The sequence below is a fragment of the Neisseria sp. 27098_8_139 genome (assembly GCF_041433195.1).
GTDB lineage: Bacteria > Pseudomonadota > Gammaproteobacteria > Burkholderiales > Neisseriaceae > Neisseria > Neisseria subflava.
On the sequence record NZ_JAPWBA010000001.1, the window covers coordinates 223,352 to 244,659 of the forward strand.

The window sequence follows — 21,308 nt, forward strand, 5'->3', positions numbered from 1 at the left end:
GCCGTCTGAATTTCAGACGGCCTTTGATTTCATCACCTACATACATAATCAGCCAACAATCTGCCTTTTTCCGCACTGGCTGCATTAGCCATGTTTACCTGTCTGGTCTCAGGGCCATTCTTAGATTTCAGGGCTTCGCCATATTTTCTGGCAAATTCTTTATTGGCACTGGTCACCCTTGACTCGGTAGAATCCAACATGAAGCCGTCTTGCTCATATTTGCCTTGCGCAGTAATAATCAAGATATTTTCAGGCGAAGGATAATCCGGAAAATCAATATAGTTGGTAACCAGCTTGTAGGAAACGCCTTTGCCGTGTTTCATATCCTGACAGATGCCGTTAGGCGCGGTAAAGACTGCATGGCCGATCCGACTACGTCCGAAATCGTAAAAATCGATTCTCTTAGCAGCCGCCAACAGTTTTCTATCATCGTCGTCATTGATATTTAATGACTTGCCGTTTACCAAAAACAGGGTTGCAACAAGGGGCTGCCATGAGAGGCTCCCAAATTATATGCTTCGCCCAACAGCTTGCCCTGACGATACACAGTCAAGACAGGCTTTTTCAGACCATTTTCCGGATTGCCGGTTTGCTTAAAAGAAATCTTCTGAAGTACATTGCCAAATTCATAATAAGGCCGCTACTGCACACCTGTTTTCGTATCCTGCAGGGCGCTCCAGTCACCGCCCGTCGTTTGGGCGCACGCAGTCACAGCAGCAAACAGAATACCCGATAGTAAAACTTTAGAATGTTTCATTCATAAACTCCTTCTTAAGTAAACAAAAGAACGGATGTGTGCCTTTACTGCCCAATTTTATTTCTTTATTAAAATTTTAGAACTATTGTACTAACTTAGCAAGGGATTAAAGAACAGGCCGTCTGAACTTTCAGACGGCCTTGATTAACCTCAAATTTTAAGAAGCCAAAACGCGAGGGAAGAAAATCTCATTTTCCAAGTGGATATGGTCTTTCAAATCATCCACCATCTCTTTGGCCAATGTGTACAAACGGGTCCAGCTGCCACAAGCGCCTTCTGGAAGCTCAAAATTATTGGTCAACTCTTCCAGACGTGCAATGGCTTGGTCGTGTTCTTCATGCTCGTGCATCATCACGCTGATGGGCATTGCCGCGCCACGGCCCACGCCCTGATTAATCATCGGGAACAACATGCGTTCCTCTTTCATCATGTGCATCAACAGCTCGTTTTGCATATAGGCCAACAAATCGGTCACTTCGGCAGGGAAAGTGTCGGCATGAACCTGCGCCACTTTTTGCGCCAGTGGTACCAACTCTTCAAACTGGGCGCGGTGAACGTTGTGATAACGTTGCAGGATATGGTCAATCGTAGAATTGAAAGGCGCGGTTTCCCAAAGGGTAAAGTCAGTCATGGCTGTGTTCCTTTAAAGATTTATATTGGATGAATGTTAGGCGTAAGGATACACGCAGCTATCATCTTTGTATAGTTTTTTAATTGTTTAATTAATTGATAATAAAAGTTATTTTCAAATTTAAAATAACAAACAGGCCGTCTGAAACATAATGCCAACGTTTCAGACGGCCTGCCCTTTTCTTAAATAATCCAACGATATAATGCAATCATCACCGGCATGGTTACCACACAAAGCAAGGTTGTCAGCCCATAAATCGCGCTGGCTTTTTGGGCATTTTTACCGTAAACAACCGCCATTTGGGTAACTGTCGAGGCGGCAGGCGAAGTCGTTGCCAAAAAGCTGATTAAAACAACCGTATCCGCATGCGCATTATGATGGGCAAAACCGCAGACTTTAACGGCAAAAAGCAATAATATCGGAATCAAAATCAACCTTAAAAAAGCAACAAGATACAGCCTCGGCGTCCACATAATCGAGCGCAGCGGCAAAGAAGCCAAAAGCATGCCCGCCACCAACATGGCAACCGGGCCAATCATGCCGCCTACCGTCGCCAAAGTATTATCGACAATATGCGGCAGCTTGATTTGAAAGGTAAACATCAGCAGCCCGACCAGCATGGATAAGATGTTGATATTGGTGAAAATGGTTTTCCAAGCCACATTGCCGCGGCAGCAAATCAACAGGCGCAGATGCGTCCAAAACAAAAACGTCTGCACCATGATAAAACCGCTGGTGTAAATCACCCATTCCGCACCAAAGACCGACATCACCAAAGGGATAATCAGGTTGCCCGAATTACTGTACACCGTCGCCGCGTGTTCAAGCGCATCGAGTTTGAACAAGTGCTTAAACAACCTGCCCAAAACAATCAACACCACATGGAAAAACACTGCCAGCATGACGGAAAGCTTCAGCCCTTCAATAATCTGCGGCGTATTGTCCATCTGAAAAGCATGAATCATGACGGACGGGCTGATCAGATAAAGTGCGATAACAGAGAGCGTGTAGCTGTTTTCCGATTTCAACAGCCCGGCCTTCACCAAGGCCACACCCATCAAAACAATCAGCGTCAGCTCGGTAATTTTTCCGGCAAGCAGGAAAGAGGTTTCCATAATAAAAAAAGCGACAAAAACGTTAATTTTACGCTTCTACCGCTTGGCATGCCAAATTCAGACGGCCTCAACATTCAAGGCCATCTGAAATTTTCTACCACAGATAGGTTACGCTGGCTCCACCGCCTGCACCACCCTTAGATGCGCCAACAGCCGAACCTTTCACCAGCCATTTGCCACTGGCGGATACTTTCGATACTCCGACAGCAAAACCGGCCTTTCCGCGCCAAACGCCGCTGCCAATGGATACCGCACCCTGTCCCGGCTGGTAAGCTTGTCCCAGATTACCCACCGCAATCGCAGCAGCAGAGCCGGCATCCGCACGGTCTTCCAGTTTTTTCATTTCTACGTGTGTTTCAGCTCGTATCTGATTGATTTGAGCAGCCACCGCCGACTCTTTTTGCTGACTGTCGGCCCGCCATCTTTCCGCAAGCCTTTTAACCTGAGCCACATTTACCGCATCCGTATCCTGAGTACCGGCAGCCACATGGGTAATTTGACGGCTGTCCTTTTCATTGCCAACCGAAACCGCGCCCAATGTCGATTTCCATGCCGTTTCTTCAGATTGACTTGCCGACTGTGTCGCAAAATCATAGCCTGCCTGCCCTGCAGCCGAATCTGCGATGCTTTGTGCACCCAGAGCCACTGCTTTCTCGGCTTTACCTTTGGCTTGGAAACCGAGTGCCAAAGATTTCTCTTCCAAAGCCGATGCGCCGCCGCCGACTGCGGTACCACCTTCTTTACGCACACTGGAGCTGGTGCCGACAGCCAGACCGTTCAAGGCTGTAGCGGAAGACTCGACACCCAAAGCTACACTGTTTACGGCATTCGATACCGCACGCGTACCAACCGCCACTGCTTGATAACCTTCTGCTTCAGCAGCCGATGCCAGCGCAAGTGATTGAGTCCCACGTGCTTTAGCTCGATCACCTAAGGCCGTCGCACTGAGCGCATCCGCCTCACTATCTCTGCCGATAGCTACTGCATCAATATTACTTGCCTGCGCGCCATTACCTACCGCAACGGCACGCAAAGCCGAAGCCTTGGACAGCAGGCCAACTGCAACGGATTGACCGCCAGAAGCAGCCGCTGCGCCACCGACTGCTACATCATTTGTTCCCTTGGCATGGGCCCGAAAGCCAACCGCCACCGACCGCAATGCCTCCGCCTTGGATTCGCCACCCAAAGCAGTTGCGCTTAAACCGGAAGCGGCAGAATCATAACCCAAAGCAGCCGCCTTATAGCCACCTGCTTTAGCCTTGTCGCCAACTGCAGCGGCATTTTCGCCCGATACGGATTCTTTACCGACAGCCAAAGAACCCGTCTTGTGCATGGTTCCAGCAACGATACCTCCGTCCGCATACGCAGTACCGAAAAAAAGCGCTAAAGCCAAACACAAAGGTCTGAGCGATACATTCAGTTTCATCTTTATATTCTCCATTTTTTAAATATTAAAAATATCCCATTCAATCATATTAATACTTTTGAACTAGTTATATTGTATATATTTTTATTCTCATATTAAATAATTTGGATAGATATTTTGATTTGTGTCATAAATTTCAAACATCCTGGCAAATATTCCTGACCATCCTTCGAAACAGCCATCAGTTTCAGACGGCCTGAAGCCTTTTTCCAACAACCCGACATAATTTGCCCTACCGCAAAGCAAATCAATATAAATCTGTCCGTATATCCGCTATAATCAGCCATTTTCTTCAAACAGGAAACATCATGTCCCCCAGCCGTTTCAATCAAACGAGCCCCAAAATCGGCCTGAGCGTACGCCTTGCAGAAACCCAAGCTGAAATCGAAGCCGCCCAAAGATTGCGCTATCAGGTTTTTGCCCAAGAATTGGGAGCGGAAATCGAAAGCGATGACGGCCGCGATGTCGATCCTTATGATGAACATTGCCACCATCTACTCGCCTTCGATGATGCAACCGGCGAAGTTATCGGCTGCTACCGCCTGATTACAGAAGAAACCGCAAAAAAAGTCGGCGGCTGGTACAGCGAGCATGAATTCGACCTTGAGCCTTTGAAAGACATCCTGCCTCAAACCGTAGAACTCGGCCGCGCCTGCACCCACCCGGACTACCGCAACGGCGGCTTGGTCATGCTGTTGTGGACCGGTTTGGTCAAATTCATGAAAGACGAAAACCTGCGCTTTATGATTGGTTGCGGCAGTATCGAAATGCGCGACGGCGGCAACGATGCGGCGGGCCTGTATCATGCTTTGAAAGACAAATACCTCGCTCCGGAACAATGGCGCGTCAAACCACTCAACCCGCTCAAATGGGACAGCATCACGCCGTCTGAAAATCCGCCTGTACCCGCACTGATCAAAGGCTATCTCAAAGCAGGCGCGTGGTTTTGCGGCGAGCCTTGCGTCGATGAAGCATTCAACTGCGCGGATGTGCTGATCATGATGGACATCACGAAACTGAGCGACCGCTATCTGCAAAAATTCGCCCCCCGCCCATAAACGTCAGGGCACACAGGCCGTCTGAAAGTGCGAGTCCAGCCTTTCAGACGGCCTGAAACGATTCAAACCCACACGCCCGACACACACAAACACTCCCCCTTTGACATGACTGCCAAACTACGCTTCGCCTTCCGTCTTCTCTGTATTGCCGGCTGCCTTTTGTACGGCATGGCCGAAATGTTTTTTCTGTTTCCCTTTTACAGCAGCAAACGCAAACTGCGCGCAATCCAATTATGGTCGCTGCGCGTACTCGCTTCCTGCGGCATGAAACTGCAAACTTTCGGCACGCCGCCGCAAGAAGACCGCGGCCAAATGCTTATCAGCAACCATATTTCATGGTTGGACATTATGGCGGTCAACGGCGCTTTTCCCGGCCGCTTTGTGGCTAAAGACGATGTGGCCAAATGGCCGGTGGTCGGTTATCTCGCCACACAGGCGCAAACGGTTTACGTCTCGCGCAACCGCGGTATCAAAGGCAATTCCGCCAAAATTGCAGGCGTGACCGAAGCGCTGAAAAACGGCGATACCGTCACCATTTTCCCCGAAGGCACCAGTACCGAAGGCCGTGAAATCCTGCCGTTCAAACCCAGCTTTTTTCAGACGGCCTATGATGCAGGTGTACCGATTATTCCGGCACTCTGCCGCTATCCGAATCCGGACGGCAGCAGCCCCAATCCGCACACTGCCTACTACGGCGACATCAGCCTTTGGCAATCTATCTGCATGGTCATCAGCCAACCTTCCAGCACGGTCGAGCTGCATTTCCTCGATCCGATTGAAGCAGGAGAAGACCGTTATGTTACCGCGCTTCACGTACACGCCCTGTTGAGCGAAAAGCAAAAACAGTTGGGCTAATCAAAAAAGGCCGTCTGAATGTTCAGACAGCCTTTTCCATTATCTCATGTCTTAAGATGAATATTGTACCGAATCGCTACCGCTTTTCTTTTGAATAAATTCAATTTTGTAGCCGTCCGGATCTTCGACAAACGCAATCACAGTCGTGCCGTGTTTCATCGGGCCGGCTTCGCGTACCACTTTACCGCCCATCTCTTTGACACGTTCGCACGCAGCGTAAGCGTCATCAATTTCAATCGCGATATGGCCGTAAGCCTCGCCCAAGTCGTAAGACTCGGTATCCCAGTTGTGGGTCAGTTCCAAAACAGTATGGTCCGCCTCATCGCCATAACCGACAAAAGCCAAAGTAAAACGGCCTTCAGGATAATCACGGCGGCGCAACAGTTGCATGTTCAATACATTTTGATAGAAATCCAAAGAGCGTTCGAGATTGCCGACACGCAACATAGTATGAAGCAAGCGCATGATTTTGTTCCTTTCTGAATTATATTTGGTCATGAATTATAACACATCGGGCATTTACCCTCCTCATCTTAGAAAATGCCGATACTTAACCCGTGTGAAAATGAAGCGTATCCCTATCGCCAGTTGAATTTGATTTATTAACAAGCACACCGACTGACTAAATTGCTATAATCGCCACACTTACAACACAACACTTCAAACCGTCATGAAAACCTTTGTTCTTCCAGATACCCGCCCTTATCCGCAGAGCCCTATCAAAAACTACCTTCTGCTCAATGCCTATCAGCTGGCGCACAACTCCTCCTCCGCATCACGCAAACTTTCGGCCGGACAACTGCAAACCGAAATCCGCACCATGCTCAGCCAAAACCATTACATCAACCTTTCATTGGCGATGACCATGGCGCCCGATGTTGGTACTTACACCAGCCTGATTCAAAGCGTGGGCGAAGTCTTAAAAGCAGAAAACGATAACGAAGCCCAATGGTTTGCCCTGCCTGTCGTTTTGGTCGCCGGTTGCAAAAAAGAACAAACCCTGCCGCTCACGCTACCTACCGAAGCCCTCTTTTCCTGCCTGCAAAACTACCCTAATCTGCGCACCCTCACGCAAAACACACAATGGCTGCCTTACCTCGTTCAATCTACCGACTTGAGCAGCGTTACCCCGGGCGAGTGGTTCCAAGCCAAGCAAAACGATGAAGCGGCAGGCGCATTCCTGCAAAAATTCGAATACAAACCATTGACGCTGCCCGAAGGTCAATCCGTCCATGTGGTTTACGCGCTGGGCTACGGCAATAAAGACATTCAGACGGCCTTGGGCCTCAACCTGCAACAGGCAGGCCTGCCATTGATGCAGGTTTGGCAAGAGCATCTCGCCCTCGACGGCGTTACCCTCTTTACCAACCCGCTCTCGCCCAATACGCCGCTTGACGCGCTTACCGACGGCAGCCACACCCGCCAACGCATGGCCATGGACGTTTTTGCCACCAACGCCATCCGCGCCATCCGTATGCAAAGCCCGCGTGTCGGCGTTGTCGCCGCAGCGAAAGCGGATGGCAAGCTCCAGTTCAGCTTCAACGCGACAGACAGCACGTTTGAAATCGTTCCGCAGACCTTCACATGGGAGCTGGCCTCAACCGACAATATCGCCATCGTTCAGCAAAACTTCCTCGACCTGATGGCCGAATGCCGAATCGAGCACCTCTACCTGCTGCACAACCCACTGGGCGAAAACGAGAACATCCCTACTTATGCCCAAGCGTTGAAACTGGAAGGCCACAATCCTTTCTTCAGCCATGTAAACTAAGTTGAAAATGCAACACGCCAAGGCCGTCTGAAAACGGTTTAGCGTGTTGCATTGATTTTCAAAGCTTACCGCTCATTTTCACGCATATGAAAACCCACAAAATCCTTTTCGTCTGCCTCGGCAACATCTGCCGCTCCCCCATGGCCGAATACGTCCTGCGCCACCGCGCCCGCGAAGCAGGCATGGGCAATGCCGTCATTACAGCCAGCGCAGGCACATCAGGCTGGCACGACGGAGAAGACATGCACGAAGGCACGCGCCGCGCACTCAAGCAACACGGCATCGACCCGTCAGGCTTTACCAGCAGCAAAATCAAACCCAGCGATGCCGAACATTTCGACTACATCATCGTGATGGACGACAACAACCTCAGAGAAACCGAAAAGCAGCTCGGTTTCCACCCCGGCAAAATCTTCAAACTGACCGACCTTATTCCCGATTCAGGTTACAACCACGTTCCCGATCCGTGGTACACGGGCGACTTTGACGAAACCTACCGTCTGGTCGATGCCGGCAGTTTGGCCTTGTTGGAAAAATTGAAACAGGCTTAAACCGGCTTTAACAAAAAAAGGCCGTCTGAACAGGTATCTGCAAAAGCCATGCTTTCGTGATTACCTGTTCAGACGGTCTTTATCTATGACCTCAATCAACCTACGCGATAAAACGCCAGACTGCCCAATAAATTCGGCAGATGTTTAATCTGTTTATTGCCGGTCATGACCGCACGCTCAAGCACGCGGATTTTGTTTTTGGCGCACAATAAATCGAAGTCTTTAAGGGTACACCAATGGATATTGGGCGTATCGTACCAATGATACGGCATCCGCTCGGAAACCGGCATATGGCCGCCGACGGCAATTTGAAAGCGGTTGCGCCAGTAGCCGAAGTTAGGGAAGCTGACAATAGCCTGCTTGGCCACGCGCATCAGGCAGCGCAGGATTTTTTCCGTGTTCTGCATCGCCTGAATGGTTTGGCTCAAGACAATCACATCAAAACTTTGATCGCCAAAAGCCACCAAACCTTCTTCCAAATCGGCTTGAATGACGTTCACGCCGCGGGATATGGCGGCAATCACGCTGTCGGTATCGATTTCAACGCCGTAGCCGGTGCAATTTTTATGTTCCACCAACGCGGCCAACAGTTCGCCGTCGCCGCAGCCTAAATCAAGTACGCGGCTGCCTTCGGGTATCCAATCGTAAATGAGTTGCAAATCGTCGCGCAGATTCATTTTTGGCAGTCCTTATAAACGTTGTTCATGTAAGCGGCAACCGCGCGGATATAGGCTTCATCTTCCATCAAGAAGGCATCGTGGCCGTGATTGGATTTGACTTCAATGTATTGCACGGATTTTTGCGCGGCGATTAATGCCTTGACCAATTCATGCGAACGTTGCGGCGAGAAGCGCCAGTCAGTACTGAAGCTGGCAACAAAAAATTTGGCCTGCACATTCTCCACGGCGCGCGTGAGGTTGTGGCCGTAATCGGCGGCCGGGTCGAAGTAGTCGAGTGCCTTAGTCATCAGCAGATAAGTATTGGCATCAAAACGACCGACAAACTTATCGCCTTGATAGCGAAGATAAGATTCCACTTCAAATTCAACGCCATAGCCGTATTGATAACCATCTGATTTTAAATCGCGGCCGAATTTTTTACCCAAGCCGTCTTCGGCAAGATAGGTGATGTGCCCCATCATGCGCGCGATACGCAAACCGCGTGAAGGAACGGTACGATGGCTACGGTAATTGCCTTCATGGAAATCTGGATCGGTCAAAATGGCCTGACGGGCAACATCGTTAAACGCGATATTTTGAGTGGAAAGTTTAGGCGCAGAAGCGATAACGAGCGCGTGGGCAACGCGTTCAGGCAAAGAAATCGTCCATTGCAATGCCTGCATACCGCCCAAGCTGCCGCCGACAATGGCCGCCCATTTTTGAATGCCGAGGTAATCGGCAAGCATGGATTGGGACTTCACCCAGTCTTTGACGGTTACAACCGGAAAATCCGCGCCATATTCGTGGCCGGTTTCAGGATTTTCGGACAAAGGACCGGTACTGCCGTCGCAGCCGCCCAAGTTGTTCAAACCGACAACGAAAAAGCGTTCGGTATCGATGGGTTTGCCGGGGCCGACCATATTGTCCCACCAGCCGGCGTATTTATCCTCCGCACTGTGCTTGCCGGCAACGTGATGATTGCCTGACAGGGCATGACAGATAAGGACGGCATTGCTTTTGTCGGCATTGAGTGTGCCGTAGGTTTCAATCATCAGGTCGAAACGGGGTAAGGTTTTGCCGTTTTCCAGAGCAAACGGTGTGTCAAACGGGATTTTCTGGGGCGTTACAATGCCCACTGAGGCATTTGTTGTCATTTGTAATTTCCAAGTGAAGCGGCAAAAGGGGTATTATAACGTTTCGTTTTTGTTTTGTGCATAAGGCTTCAGACGGCCTGCCCTGATTAAAGGCAATATTTTTGGGAGAATGTGAAATGATAGGCAGGCTTTTGAGATTTTTTTTCTTTTGCGCCATAGCGGCATTGATTGTGAACCGTTTGTTCAGCCGCAAACAAAAGCGCACCATTCGGGAAATCGCCAAAATCAGTGCGTGGGTATTGCTGGGTGCGGCGGCCGCTACGCTGTTTTGGTATCTGATGATGCTGTTTTTCAAGCATATTCCCAATTCTTATTGAAATAAAATATAAAAGGCCGTCTGAAACCTTAATCCAGCGTTTTCAGACGGCCTTTTGATGTTCAAACTTAAAACAGCTCTTCCGGAATCTTGCAAACCGGAATCGGATTGACTTTGTGCTGCATGGCTTTGTGCAATCGGGTATAGATTGCCAAAACTTCGCGCTGTCTGCCCTCAAAATCTTCAGGCTTGTGGCTGTCGTACACGCTCATCGCCCATTCGAGTTCAGGATATGATGCGCCCATTTGCTCTTCATCGGTACGCTCGGTATCCCAAAGTCCGTCCGTCGGTACGGCTTTTTGAATATCCTCCGACACGTCCAGCTCGGCTGCCAACGCGTACACTTGAGTTTTGGTCAAATCGGCAATCGGGCTGATGTCCACGCCGCCATCGCCGTACTTGGTAAAGAAACCGACGCCAAAATCTTCAATTTTATTGCCCGTTCCCGCCACCAGCAAACCATGCAACTGACCGTAATAATAAAGCGTCGTCATGCGCAGGCGGCTGCGTGCATTGGCAAGTGCCAGCTGTTTGTTGGGAAATTCGGTTTCGCTGACATCAACGGTATCGGCAAACGTATCGAAAGTTTGAGTCAAATCGACGCTTTGCGCTTTCACATTGAGATAACGCTGTTTCAGACGGCCCATGTGCTCTTGCGCGCGGTTGACTTGGTCGGATTTCTGACGAATCGGCATTTCCAACAACAAAACCGACAAACCGGTTTGCGCGGCAAGTGTGGAAACCACGGCAGAATCGATGCCGCCGGATACGCCGACGACAAAACCTTTGGCACGCGCCTGCTCGGCGTAATCTTTGAGCCATTGAACAATATGGCGGATGATGGCTTGGGTTTGCATAGGGATAAATGTTCGCTTCAAATAAAACGAATGATAGCCTGATTTGCACTTGTCTGAAAGCCGACAGGGTATAATGCCCTTTTTATTTCTTGCACGCACACCATGTCCAAACCCATACTTCTGCGCTGGCTCGTTGTCTGCCTGGTTCCGCTCGCCACCCTCTTGTGGTTTGCCCTCAACCCGCCCGAAGATAAAACGCAACACCTCATCAACGGCATCATCCTTGCCTGCGAAGCCACGTTCCTATTTAAATTCGTCCTCTTTGACGTCATCAAACACCACCTCAAACAAGAGCCTGAATTGAAACGGCAAAGCATTTTGATGTTTATCCCGATTGTTTTGCTGATTGTTTATTTGTTCCACTATTTCGGCGCATTCTGATGTTTTCAGACGGCCTTGGGCATATTTTTCCATGAACACCAACCCACCTTATACCTGCTGGATTTTCTGCAACGTCATCGACAACTTCGGCGACATCGGCGTTTCATGGCGGCTGGCGCGTGTTTTGCAACGCGAACTCGGTTGGCAAGTGCATTTATGGACAGACGACTTCCCGTCCCTTCAGGTACTCTGCCCTAACTTGGCCTCGATTCCCAATATCCACCAAGGCATCGGCATTCACGCTTGGCAAGCCGACCATGCCGAAGATACCGATACAGCCCCTACCCCCGACATCGTCATCGAAACCTTCGCCTGCGAACTGCCCGACAACGTTCAAACCATCATCCGCCAACACCGACCGCTTTGGCTTAACTGGGAATACCTCAGCGCGGAAGACAGCAACGAAAGGCTGCACTTAATGCCCTCGCCTCAAGCCGGCGGCATACAGAAATATTTTTGGTTTATGGGTTTCAGCGAAAAAAGCGGCGGCCTGCTGCGCGAACGCGATTACGCCGAATCTGCCCGCTTTGATACGGAAGCCTTACGCCGACAACTCAAACTTCCCGAAAAAAATGCGCCCGAATGGCTGCTTTTCGGCTATCAAAGCGATATTTGGGCAAAATGGCTGACCATGTGGCAACAGGCCGGCCAACCCATTACTCTGCTGTTGGCAGGTACACAAATCATCGCCAGCCTGAAAAACAGCGGCCTAGTGCCGCAAAATGCCCTGCTTGAAGACGGCGATGTGTATCAGAGCGAACACGTTACCCTGATCAAAATCCCTTTCGTTGCCCAACAGGATTTCGACAAACTGCTCACCCTTGCCGACGGCGCCGTCATTCGCGGCGAAGACAGCTTTGTCCGTGCCCAGCTCGTCGGAAAACCTTTCTTTTGGCACATCTATCCGCAAGAAGAAAATATCCATCTCGACAAGCTGCACGCGTTTTGGGACAAAGCGCATCAGGTTTATCCGGATGTTGTCTCCACGGCACACCGCCGCCTTTCCGACGAACTCAACAACGGTGAAGCACTCAGCGACAGCCAGCGCCTGCAGGCATGGCAAACCCTGACGGCACACCAAAACGAATGGCGGCAAAGCGCGGCAAAATGGCGGGACGGACTTTTTGCACAAAAAAGTGCCGTTGAAAAACTTGCCGCCTTTATTTCAAAGCACAAAAAAATACGCTAAAATAGCGCGTTTTATTACAACCGATTTGATTGGAAAACTACAATGAAAACAGCACAAGAACTGCGCGCCGGCAACGTATTCATGGTCGGCAACGACCCTATGGTTGTTCAAAAAACCGAATACATCAAAGGCGGTCGCTCTTCCGCCAAAGTCAGCATGAAACTGAAAAACCTGCTGACTGGTGCCGCTTCTGAAACCATTTACAAAGCCGACGACAAATTCGACGTCGTAATCTTGGCCCGCAAAAACTGTACTTACAGCTACTTTGCCGATCCAATGTACGTCTTCATGGACGAAGAATTCAACCAATACGAAATCGAAGCCGACAACATCGGCGACGCGTTGAAATTCATCGTTGACGGCATGGAAGACGTATGCGAAGTAACTTTCTACGAAGGCAACCCAATCTCCGTAGAATTGCCTACCATCATCGTTCGCGAAGTTGAATATACCGAGCCTGCCGTTAAAGGCGATACCTCCGGTAAAGTGATGAAAACCGCACGTCTGGTCGGTGGCACTGAAATCCAAGTGATGTCTTACATCGAAAACGGCGACAAAGTCGAAATCGATACCCGTACCGGCGAATTCCGCAAACGTGCTTAATCAGCCCGTAACACAAAAAGGCCGTCTGAATATTCAGACGGCCTTTTTCTCAATCTGCCTTATTGTTTCTTCAAGCCCTTGGCTTCGACAGTCGCAATCGTACCGTCAATACCTTTGCTCTTAATCAGCTCGCCAAATTGATTGCGGTATACCGTTACCAGGCTGGTACCGTCCACGCGGATGTTGTAAATCTTATACGCACCGCCGCTTTCGTAAAGCTGGTAGGCCACTTCATACTTGGTGCCTTTTTTGGTCTGAATTTCCGAGAAAACGTCAAACTTATTGCCGTTTGCCGTCATCTTCGGCAACAGGCGCACATTCGCATCCGCCGCACCAATCAGTGCAGAATGCGAGTACATCGCAATCACCATATCTTTGAATGCACGGATAAAATCAGCTTTCTGTTTGGCAGAAAATTCACGCCATGGCGCACCAACCGCCAAAGCCGAAATACGCTCATAATCCAAATAACGGTTGGCATACTGCTCAACTTGTTTCACACGTTGCGCTTCTGTCAAAGACGTATTGCGTGCAATTTTCAACACGGCATCAATGTTCTGCTGCATCTGCTTTTGCGCCGGATGCGTTTCCGCTGCCACATAAGGCGCGGCAATTACCATCGGTGCAGCCACAATCAAAGACTGAAGAAAACGGTTCATGACGATATCCATCCAAAATAAAACCGCATTGTAAAAACAATCTATTCCAAAAAACTTAATTCTTTGTAAAAGCAGTCATGAGCAATGAAAAATCCTGCAATTAAATTTCAGACGGCCTGATAAAAATAAGATAACATATGAACGTTATTTTAAAAGGAGACAGCCATGCCTTACGTCAACATCAAAGTAACCGGCGGCAGTGAAGCCCCGAGTGCAGAGCAAAAAGCCGAATTAATCCGCGGCGTAACCGAATTACTCTCACGCGTTCTCAACAAAAACCCTGAGACAACCGTTGTCGTCATTGACGAAATCGATATGGATAACTGGGGCATAGGCGGAAAAAGCGTGACGGTTCGCCGAGCCGAAGCGCGCAATAAGTAAGCTTTGGCCGTCTGAAATGCTTTTAATTTACCCGCAAAAAGAGTACATTTACCCCCATTGTTAACAATTTTACGGAACACACATCATGGAGAAATTTCCCAAATCGTCCAAGCTGGATCACGTTTGCTACGACATCCGCGGCCCGGTTCATAAAAAAGCCCTGCAACTGGAAGAAGAAGGCAACAAAATCCTCAAGCTCAATATCGGCAATCCTGCCCCATTCGGCTTTGAAGCGCCTGATGAAATCTTGGTTGACGTGATCCGCAACCTGCCGACCGCGCAGGGCTATTGCGACTCCAAAGGCCTTTATTCCGCACGCAAAGCCATCGTTCATTACTATCAAACCAAAGGCTTGCGCGATATTACCGTCAACGACGTTTACATCGGCAACGGCGTCTCCGAGCTGATTACCATGTCCATGCAGGCATTGCTCAACGACGGTGATGAAATCCTGATTCCTGCGCCTGACTATCCACTGTGGACCGCCGCCGCGACACTGGCCGGCGGCAATGTGCGTCATTATTTGTGTGACGAAGAAAACGACTGGTTCCCGAATCTGGCCGATATAGAAGCCAAAATTACGCCGAAAACCAAAGCCATCGTCGTCATCAATCCCAACAACCCTACCGGCGCGGTGTACAGCAAAGAAATCCTGCTGGAAATCGCCGAACTGGCGCGTAAACACGGCCTGATTATTTTTGCCGACGAAATTTACGACAAAATTCTTTACGATGGTGCTGTACACCATCACATTGCCGCCCTCGCTCCCGACTTGCTGACCATTACCTTTAACGGCCTCTCCAAAGCCTACCGCGTGGCCGGTTTCCGCCAAGGCTGGATGGTGCTCAACGGTCCGAAACATCATGCCAAGGGCTATATTGAAGGCCTCGATATGCTCTCTTCCATGCGTCTTTGTGCCAATACGCCGATGCAACACGCCATTCAGACGGCCTTGGGCGGCTATCAAAGCATCAACGAATTTATCCTGCCAGGCGGCCGCCTGTTGGAACAACGCAATAAAGCATGGGAACTGATCAACCAAATCCCCGGTGTTTCCTGCGTCAAACCAATGGGCGCGATGTATATGTTCCCAAAAATCGATACCGAAATGTACGGCATTCATGACGACATGAAATTCGTCTACGATTTGCTCGTGCGTGAAAAAGTCTTGTTCGTCCAAGGCACAGGCTTCAACTGGATACGCCCCGACCACTTCCGTATCGTTACCCTGCCGCCCGTTCATCAAATCGAAGAAGCCATGGACAAACTCAAACGCTTCTTGCAAAACTACCATCAATAAACCTAAGCCAAACAGGCCGTCTGAAAAAGCAAACTGCTGTTCAGACGGCCTTTTCAATCAATCGGCAACTTGGCAAAGCACGCTGACATGCGTATAATCGACTTTTCCTATCTGGGGGCGATCTTGGTTTCGACGGGGGTTGCAAAGCAGATGCGGGCATACCGGGGTCTCAGATTTCCCGTTAAACACTGAATTTAAATAGTCGCAAACGACGAAACTTACGCACTGGCCGCTTAAGGCCTGCCGTTGCAGCAGTTGGTCAATGGGCTGTGTAGCGCAAGCTACCGCAACGTCATTCTACATTGACTGGTTTTCTGTCAGGTTACTTGGCAGGAAACGAGATTTAAGGTAACTGGTTCTCTGAAGGCCTGTTGGTCGGCATGATGAGGACGAGATTCTAAATAGACACAACTAAGTATGTAGAACGCTCTGTAGAGGACTTTCGGACGGGGGTTCGATTCCCCCCGCCTCCACCAGATTTAAAGCGCAAACTTTTGACATAAAAAGGTTTGCGCTTTTTTATAAACTTAAACAGGCCGTCTGAAACTTTTCAGACGGCCTGTTTTTGTCTCAAATATCCAAGTGAAAAAACTTTTTCTTTCGATACATTGCCAATAGTGCTTTAAAAAAATTTCAACCTTACATTTTTCTATCTGATTTCATATTCATTTTACGATGCGGCCTAACCGTTACACTCAATGGCAGATGATCTGACAAATGCTGCCAGTCTTTACTGTTGTGGATTTCAGAATCAATGACATCAAGGTTGCGCGTGTAAATGCGGTCGAGGCTGAGGATGGGCAGGCGCGAAGGGAAGGTTTTGGGGCGTTTGCCTGTATTATCGACGAATACTTCGTTCAAATCTAATGCCCTGCCCAGCTCATGGGCTGATTTCTGCCGCCAGTCATTAAAATCACCGGCGATAATCAACGGGCTTTCCGGACAAATATATCGGCCAACGTAGTCGCTGATGGCACGGTATTGTTTGAGGCGGTCCGGCTCGCGCAGGTTGAGGTGGACGCACAAACACACCAGCGGATCTTCCCAACCTTCGGGCACGACTTCGCAATGCAACAGGCCTCGTTGTTCAAGTTTGTTGACGCTGATGTTGAGGTTGTTTTCCGTTTTCAGCGGCAGGCGGCTGAGAATGGCGTTGCCGTGATGGCGTTTAGGATAGACGGCATTTTTACCGTAGCTGCGATGATAATCGAGGCTGTCGCCGATGATGTCATAATGCGGCGCATCGGGAAAGTCGGTACGGCGGCTTCTGTTGAGATGTTGTCCTTGGACTTCTTGTAAAAACAAAACGTCCGAACCCAATGCACCCAGCGCGTCAGCCATGCGGTTGACCTGCACTTTGCGGTTGAGCGCAGACATGCCTTTGTGCATATTGTAGGAAGTAATGGTAACTGGACGGGGAGACATGATGTGTGATGAAGCGGTTTATTTGTTTCAGTATAGCACCGGAGCGTGTGGTTTTACGGCAATTTTGGTTATACTTGTTTAAAGAATAAAACGGCGTTTTGACAGGGAATTTCCCAATCAAAACGCCTTCTGTTTTTCAGATGGCCTTGCGTCCGAATTAGTTGTTGATTACTTCAACATTGGTTTCAAAAGTAACGGTGTGTTGATATTTAGATGCAGTTTTGCGTTTCGGATAAGGATATTTGGAAACGCTTTTCACTGCGCGTTCGTCCATTTCAGGATTACCGCTGGATTGAATGATATTCACGCGGTCAACATTGCCGGCAGGAGTTGTGAAAACATCCATCAAAACGGTTTTAACGCTGCCGTTTTGCGCTTTCATGGCTTCCAGGGTTTCGGTATCAGCTGCTTGTGCGGTACCGAATACAGCGGCAAACAACAGGGCTTAGGCGAGGAGTTTAGTCGTTTTCATGTTTTAGTCCTTATTAGGGTTGTGGTTAGGTTAAATATTTCAGACGGCCTGATTCATCGTTATTTGAAATTCAAAATCGGCCAACCTTTTGCTTTGGCTTCTTTTTCCAGCTCGGCATCCGGATTGACGGCGACAGGTTCGTCCACGATACGCAGCAACGGTAAATCGTTTTTGGAGTCGCTGTAAAAATAAACCTTGCCGTAGCTTTCAAAGGTCTCGCCACGCTCTGCAAGCCATTGGTTCAATCGGGTAATTTTGCCTTCTTTCAGGCTGGGCGTACCAACATAGTTGCCCGTATATTGGCCGTCTTCACCGGTTTCAAGCTGTGTGCCGATAATGTTGTGAATACCGAAAAGATGGCAGATAGGGGTAATGATGAATTCGTTGGTCGAAGAAATAACCAACATTTCGTCGCCCGCCATTTGATGGCTTTGCACCAGCATACGCTGCATCGGAGAAATATGCGGAACAATATATTCGGCCATAAACTCGCGATGAAACTCAGCCAATTCTTCCTTGCTGAAACGGGCTAAAGGCGCGAGATGGAATTTGAGGAAGGCATCGATATCAAGACAACCGTTTTGATAGTCTTGGTAAAACTTTTCATTTTGCGCCTCGGTTTCAGCCGCATCGACTATGCCTTTTTTAATCAGGTATTGCGGCCAGGAGTGATCCGAATCGGTATTGATCAAGGTATTGTCGAGGTCGAAAATGGCAAGGTTTTTCATTGGGTTTCCTGTTGTTTTAAAAGCTGGCGCAAAAGCGGCAAAGTAATGCGCTTGCCCATCATAACGGCGTAGTTGTCGAGGGTATCGAGCATTTGCATCAGGCTGTCCATATCGCGCCGCCAATGGTTCAGCAGGTATTCGAAGATTTCCGGATCGATGGTTACCTGACGGGCGGCCGCCATGCTGACGAGCGCATCAATTTTTTCCCGGTCAGTCAACGGTTTGACTTCGTAAACCAAGCAATACGCCATGCGTGTGCGCAGGTCTTCGCGGATAACAAGCTGCTGCGGCGTATATTCGGAACTCAAAAGCAAAAAGCCTTTGCTGCTGTTGCGGAAGCGGTTGAAGATGGCAAACAGTAAAGCCTGTTCTTCATTATTAAGCTTTTCGATTTGGTCAATGGCAAGATATTCCGCATCCAGCGCGGCTTCTGTCAGCGGCGTGGCAGCGGCATCAATATAGATGGCATTTCTTCCGGCATCGAGTGCCTGTGCGACCCATGCCTGCAAGAGATGGCTTTTGCCTGCGCCCTCTTCTCCCCACACATAGATAAATTGCCCATGTTTGTGCTGCAACACATACACCAGCTCGGCATTTTCTGTTCCCAGAAATTTGTCGAAGCCGGGATAATCATGGCTGGAGAAATCGAAGATGAGCTGGTTCACAAAGGCGCACCGGTTAGGTTGAAATCGGCTTTATTTTACGTTGTTTTGCCCTCCACCATCAAGGATAAAGGCCGTCTGAAGCCTATACCTGCAACATATCTGCACTTCTAAACATATCTTGACGCGCTTACGGCATTGGTTTTATTCCTCTTTGGTTTTACAATGTCGAACTTCTCGCCGAAACATTTGTCTGTTCTTTTTCAGACGGCCTTTTTATTTGGGGAACTCTAGTGATTTCTACCCTTATTGATTTCATCCTCCATATCGACCAACACCTTGTCCACCTTTCCGCCCAATACGGCCCGTGGATTTACGCGATTTTGTTTGTTGTGATTTTCTGCGAAACCGGTTTGGTCGTAACGCCATTTTTACCCGGCGACTCGCTGCTGTTTGCCGCCGGCGGTATTGCGGCCATCGGCGGCATGAACATCCACGTCATGGTATTGCTGCTCTTAGCGGCCGCCATTTTAGGCGATGCGGCCAACTTTATGATTGGCAAGTATTTTGGACAAAAACTGTTTGCCAACCCGAATTCCAAAATTTTCCGACGTTCGTATTTGGAAAAAACCCATGCTTTTTATGAAAAACATGGCGGCAAAACCATCATCATTGCCCGCTTTGTGCCGATTGTGCGGACGTTTGCGCCATTTGTCGCAGGCATGGGCGATATGCACTACGGCACGTTTATCCGTTACAACATTATCGGCGCAGTGTTGTGGGTATTGTCGTTTTCCTATACAGGCTACTTCTTCGCCAACATCCCCGTCGTCAAAAACAATCTGGGCTTAGTCATGGCGGCAATCATCGTGATTTCGATTTTACCCGCGGTAGTCGAAGTCATTCGTGCCAAACTTAACGCCAAAAAATAACAATCAATCGAAAAGTTTGAAAGTTTAAACACATCAAGGAATTGTCATGCCGTTGCTGTCCATTGAGTTTGCGGTATTCTTTATCGCATTTTTGCCGCTGTACTGGGCATTTGCACGTTTGCCGCAAGTTCAAAACGTTTTACTTTTGATTGCCGGACTGGGCTGGCTTTACCGTATCGACCCTATCTTTGCCGCGCTGATTTTGGTTTACTCGTCTGTGGTTTACCTGGTCAGCGTGCTGATGTTTTCTGAAAACGAGAATATCCGCAAATTTTGGCTGGGTTGCGGTATTTCGGCGGCATTGACTGTTTTGTGTTTCTTCAAATACTTCGACTTTTTCCGCCCGATTATTCAACAATATACGGGGCAAAGCGCCGTCATCGACATCCTTTTGCCCTTGGGCCTGTCTTATTACACTTTCCAATCGCTGGCTTACTTGGTGTATTGCTACCGCGAGCCCAAAGGAGACCGTTTTGAATGGCACGAGCTCCTACTGCATCTGAGCTTCTTCCCCACCATCACATCCGGCCCGATTATCCGTGCGGCCGCTTTTAAAAGCATAGACGGCGAACAAGCGGGCGCATTGGCGCAAATCCGCACCAAACAGGCGCGCCAACTGATTTATCCGGCGTTGGCGGTCGGCCTGATTGTATTGGGCATCGCCAAAAAGTGGTGGCTTGCCGGCGTATTGGAGGAAGGCTGGGTATCGCCTGTTTTTGAAAATCCAGCCCAGTTCGACGGCTGGGGCGTGTTGTCTGCGATTTATGGCTACACTTTCCAACTCTTTTTCGACTTTTCCGGCTATTCGGATTTGGTCATCGGCTTGGCCATGCTGCTCGGCTTCAAGCTGCCGAAAAACTTTGCCGCGCCGCTTCGCGCCATCAACATCCGCGACTTCTGGGACAGATGGCACATCAGCCTGTCCAGTTGGATTCGCGACTATATCTATATCCCTTTGGGCGGCAGCAAAAAAGGCTTCGGACGTACCCAACTCAATCTGATGATTGCCATGTTGCTTTCCGGCATTTGGCATGGCTACGGCTGGAGCTTTTTGATTTGGGGCGCGCTGCACGGTGCGGCTTTGGTATTCCTTAATTGCGGCGACAAAATCGTCGGTCGCAATGCCTTAGGCCGTCTGAAAATCGGCAAACCGCTTGCCTGGCTGTTTACCTTCCATTTCGTTTGTTTCGCTTTTGTTATATTCAACAGCACAACGCTTGCCGATACGGAAATGCTGTTCAGCGCCTTATTTGCCAATGACAAAGGTTGGAACGCGCCTCTGCCGACCGACCTCATGTTGCTGGGTGCATTTGCACTGATACTTTTGCTGTACCCGTATTTGCTTCGCCTATTTGAAGCATCGGTAAAAGGCTTGGACAACCTGCCTGCATGGCTATGGTTTATCCCCATCACGCTTATCCTCGCCCTGATTATCGTCTTCGCCCCGTCCGGCATTCCCGGCTTTATTTACGCCAACTTCTAAGGA

At 49.2% G+C, this 21,308-nt stretch carries 25 protein-coding genes and 1 other RNA gene; 13 read left to right on the top strand and 13 right to left on the bottom strand.

Annotated features, from left to right (window positions below; genetic code table 11):
- Nucleotides 1-32: 32 nt before the first annotated feature.
- The 4 genes from O3660_RS01135 to O3660_RS01150 form a co-directional block, all read right to left on the bottom strand.
- Complete coding sequence (locus O3660_RS01135) at nt 33-416, bottom strand: hypothetical protein (RefSeq protein WP_371464455.1); 384 nt, start codon at nt 414-416, stop codon at nt 33-35.
- 498 nt (nt 417-914) lie between these two features.
- Nucleotides 915-1,388, bottom strand: coding sequence for an iron-sulfur cluster repair protein DnrN (gene dnrN, locus O3660_RS01140; protein WP_049351364.1), 474 nt, complete (start codon nt 1,386-1,388; stop codon nt 915-917).
- A 182-nt stretch (nt 1,389-1,570) separates the two neighbouring features.
- Entirely contained in the window at nt 1,571-2,503 is a 933-nt protein-coding gene (locus O3660_RS01145) for an AEC family transporter (protein WP_371464456.1), read from the bottom strand.
- 94 nt (nt 2,504-2,597) lie between these two features.
- Nucleotides 2,598-3,929, bottom strand: a complete 1,332-nt coding sequence (locus tag O3660_RS01150; protein ID WP_049351366.1) for a YadA-like family protein — start codon at nt 3,927-3,929, stop codon at nt 2,598-2,600.
- A 308-nt stretch (nt 3,930-4,237) separates the two neighbouring features.
- On the opposite strand from O3660_RS01150, the gene O3660_RS01155 reads away from it, so the two are divergent.
- A complete protein-coding gene (locus tag O3660_RS01155; protein ID WP_049351368.1) occupies nt 4,238-4,987 on the top strand; it encodes a GNAT family N-acetyltransferase in 750 nt (249 codons plus the stop codon).
- A 105-nt stretch (nt 4,988-5,092) separates the two neighbouring features.
- Nucleotides 5,093-5,842: a lysophospholipid acyltransferase family protein gene (locus tag O3660_RS01160; RefSeq protein ID WP_049351369.1), complete on the top strand. Its 750-nt coding sequence runs from the start codon at nt 5,093-5,095 to the stop codon at nt 5,840-5,842.
- A gap of 51 nt (nt 5,843-5,893) precedes the next feature.
- On the opposite strand, the gene gloA is transcribed toward O3660_RS01160, so the two are convergent.
- A complete protein-coding gene (gloA, locus tag O3660_RS01165; RefSeq protein ID WP_049351370.1) occupies nt 5,894-6,307 on the bottom strand; it encodes a lactoylglutathione lyase in 414 nt (137 codons plus the stop codon).
- Nucleotides 6,308-6,512: 205 nt separating this feature from the next.
- Here gloA and O3660_RS01170 point away from each other — a divergent pair, with 205 nt between their 5' ends.
- Nucleotides 6,513-7,613, top strand: coding sequence for a hypothetical protein (locus O3660_RS01170; RefSeq protein WP_049351371.1), 1,101 nt, complete (start codon nt 6,513-6,515; stop codon nt 7,611-7,613).
- Nucleotides 7,614-7,699: 86 nt separating this feature from the next.
- A complete protein-coding gene (locus tag O3660_RS01175; RefSeq protein ID WP_003685247.1) occupies nt 7,700-8,164 on the top strand; it encodes a low molecular weight protein-tyrosine-phosphatase in 465 nt (154 codons plus the stop codon).
- Nucleotides 8,165-8,259: 95 nt separating this feature from the next.
- Here the strand turns inward: O3660_RS01175 and metW are convergent, their stop codons facing one another.
- Nucleotides 8,260-8,841: a methionine biosynthesis protein MetW gene (gene metW / locus O3660_RS01180; protein ID WP_003682452.1), complete on the bottom strand. Its 582-nt coding sequence runs from the start codon at nt 8,839-8,841 to the stop codon at nt 8,260-8,262.
- On the bottom strand, nt 8,838-9,977 hold the full coding sequence (locus tag O3660_RS01185) for a homoserine O-acetyltransferase (protein WP_049351372.1): 1,140 nt from the start codon (nt 9,975-9,977) through the stop codon (nt 8,838-8,840). Before O3660_RS01185 ends, metW begins: the two co-directional genes overlap by 4 nt.
- Nucleotides 9,978-10,093: 116 nt before the next feature.
- Between O3660_RS01185 and O3660_RS01190 the strand changes: the two genes are divergently transcribed.
- Nucleotides 10,094-10,294 carry a hypothetical protein gene (locus O3660_RS01190; protein WP_003682450.1) on the top strand — a complete coding sequence of 67 codons (201 nt, stop codon included), beginning with the start codon at nt 10,094-10,096 and terminating at the stop codon, nt 10,292-10,294.
- 67 nt (nt 10,295-10,361) lie between these two features.
- On the opposite strand, the gene nadE is transcribed toward O3660_RS01190, so the two are convergent.
- On the bottom strand, nt 10,362-11,150 hold the full coding sequence (gene nadE, locus O3660_RS01195) for an NAD(+) synthase (protein WP_049351373.1): 789 nt from the start codon (nt 11,148-11,150) through the stop codon (nt 10,362-10,364).
- A 102-nt stretch (nt 11,151-11,252) separates the two neighbouring features.
- Here nadE and O3660_RS01200 point away from each other — a divergent pair, with 102 nt between their 5' ends.
- The 3 genes from O3660_RS01200 to efp are packed head-to-tail and all read left to right on the top strand — an operon-like array spanning nt 11,253 to nt 13,323.
- The gene (locus tag O3660_RS01200) at nt 11,253-11,531 is read left to right on the top strand and encodes a hypothetical protein (RefSeq protein ID WP_049351374.1); all 279 of its coding nucleotides are present in this window, start codon (nt 11,253-11,255) and stop codon (nt 11,529-11,531) included.
- 31 nt (nt 11,532-11,562) lie between these two features.
- A complete protein-coding gene (earP, locus tag O3660_RS01205; protein WP_049351375.1) occupies nt 11,563-12,720 on the top strand; it encodes an elongation factor P maturation arginine rhamnosyltransferase EarP in 1,158 nt (385 codons plus the stop codon).
- A gap of 42 nt (nt 12,721-12,762) precedes the next feature.
- Nucleotides 12,763-13,323: an elongation factor P gene (efp, locus tag O3660_RS01210; RefSeq protein ID WP_049351376.1), complete on the top strand. Its 561-nt coding sequence runs from the start codon at nt 12,763-12,765 to the stop codon at nt 13,321-13,323.
- 59 nt (nt 13,324-13,382) lie between these two features.
- Here efp and O3660_RS01215 read toward each other — a convergent pair whose 3' ends face one another.
- A complete protein-coding gene (locus O3660_RS01215) occupies nt 13,383-13,982 on the bottom strand; it encodes an ABC transporter substrate-binding protein (RefSeq protein WP_049351377.1) in 600 nt (199 codons plus the stop codon).
- 165 nt (nt 13,983-14,147) lie between these two features.
- Here O3660_RS01215 and O3660_RS01220 point away from each other — a divergent pair, with 165 nt between their 5' ends.
- From O3660_RS01220 to ssrA, 3 genes are all read left to right on the top strand, one after another.
- Nucleotides 14,148-14,363 (top strand): 4-oxalocrotonate tautomerase family protein, encoded by a 216-nt coding sequence (locus O3660_RS01220; RefSeq protein ID WP_003682441.1) that lies wholly within the window; start codon nt 14,148-14,150, stop codon nt 14,361-14,363.
- A gap of 85 nt (nt 14,364-14,448) precedes the next feature.
- Nucleotides 14,449-15,663: a pyridoxal phosphate-dependent aminotransferase gene (locus tag O3660_RS01225; protein ID WP_049351378.1), complete on the top strand. Its 1,215-nt coding sequence runs from the start codon at nt 14,449-14,451 to the stop codon at nt 15,661-15,663.
- A 113-nt stretch (nt 15,664-15,776) separates the two neighbouring features.
- Nucleotides 15,777-16,139: a transfer-messenger RNA gene (gene ssrA, locus O3660_RS01230) on the top strand.
- A gap of 163 nt (nt 16,140-16,302) precedes the next feature.
- On the opposite strand, the gene O3660_RS01235 is transcribed toward ssrA, so the two are convergent.
- From O3660_RS01235 to hda, 4 genes are all read right to left on the bottom strand, one after another.
- Nucleotides 16,303-17,088 carry an endonuclease/exonuclease/phosphatase family protein gene (locus O3660_RS01235; protein ID WP_049329699.1) on the bottom strand — a complete coding sequence of 262 codons (786 nt, stop codon included), beginning with the start codon at nt 17,086-17,088 and terminating at the stop codon, nt 16,303-16,305.
- Nucleotides 17,089-17,245: 157 nt separating this feature from the next.
- On the bottom strand, nt 17,246-17,527 hold the full coding sequence (locus O3660_RS01240) for a TonB family protein (protein ID WP_224783503.1): 282 nt from the start codon (nt 17,525-17,527) through the stop codon (nt 17,246-17,248).
- Nucleotides 17,528-17,619: 92 nt separating this feature from the next.
- On the bottom strand, nt 17,620-18,288 hold the full coding sequence (locus O3660_RS01245) for an HAD family phosphatase (protein WP_049329700.1): 669 nt from the start codon (nt 18,286-18,288) through the stop codon (nt 17,620-17,622).
- Complete coding sequence (gene hda / locus O3660_RS01250) at nt 18,285-18,953, bottom strand: DnaA regulatory inactivator Hda (RefSeq protein WP_049329701.1); 669 nt, start codon at nt 18,951-18,953, stop codon at nt 18,285-18,287. The genes O3660_RS01245 and hda overlap by 4 nt, the downstream gene beginning before the upstream one ends.
- Nucleotides 18,954-19,183: 230 nt before the next feature.
- On the opposite strand from hda, the gene O3660_RS01255 reads away from it, so the two are divergent.
- Both O3660_RS01255 and O3660_RS01260 read left to right on the top strand, forming a co-directional pair.
- Entirely contained in the window at nt 19,184-19,822 is a 639-nt protein-coding gene (locus O3660_RS01255; RefSeq protein ID WP_049351379.1) for a DedA family protein, read from the top strand.
- A gap of 46 nt (nt 19,823-19,868) precedes the next feature.
- The gene (locus tag O3660_RS01260) at nt 19,869-21,305 is read left to right on the top strand and encodes an MBOAT family protein (RefSeq protein ID WP_371464460.1); all 1,437 of its coding nucleotides are present in this window, start codon (nt 19,869-19,871) and stop codon (nt 21,303-21,305) included.
- Nucleotides 21,306-21,308 lie beyond the last annotated feature (3 nt).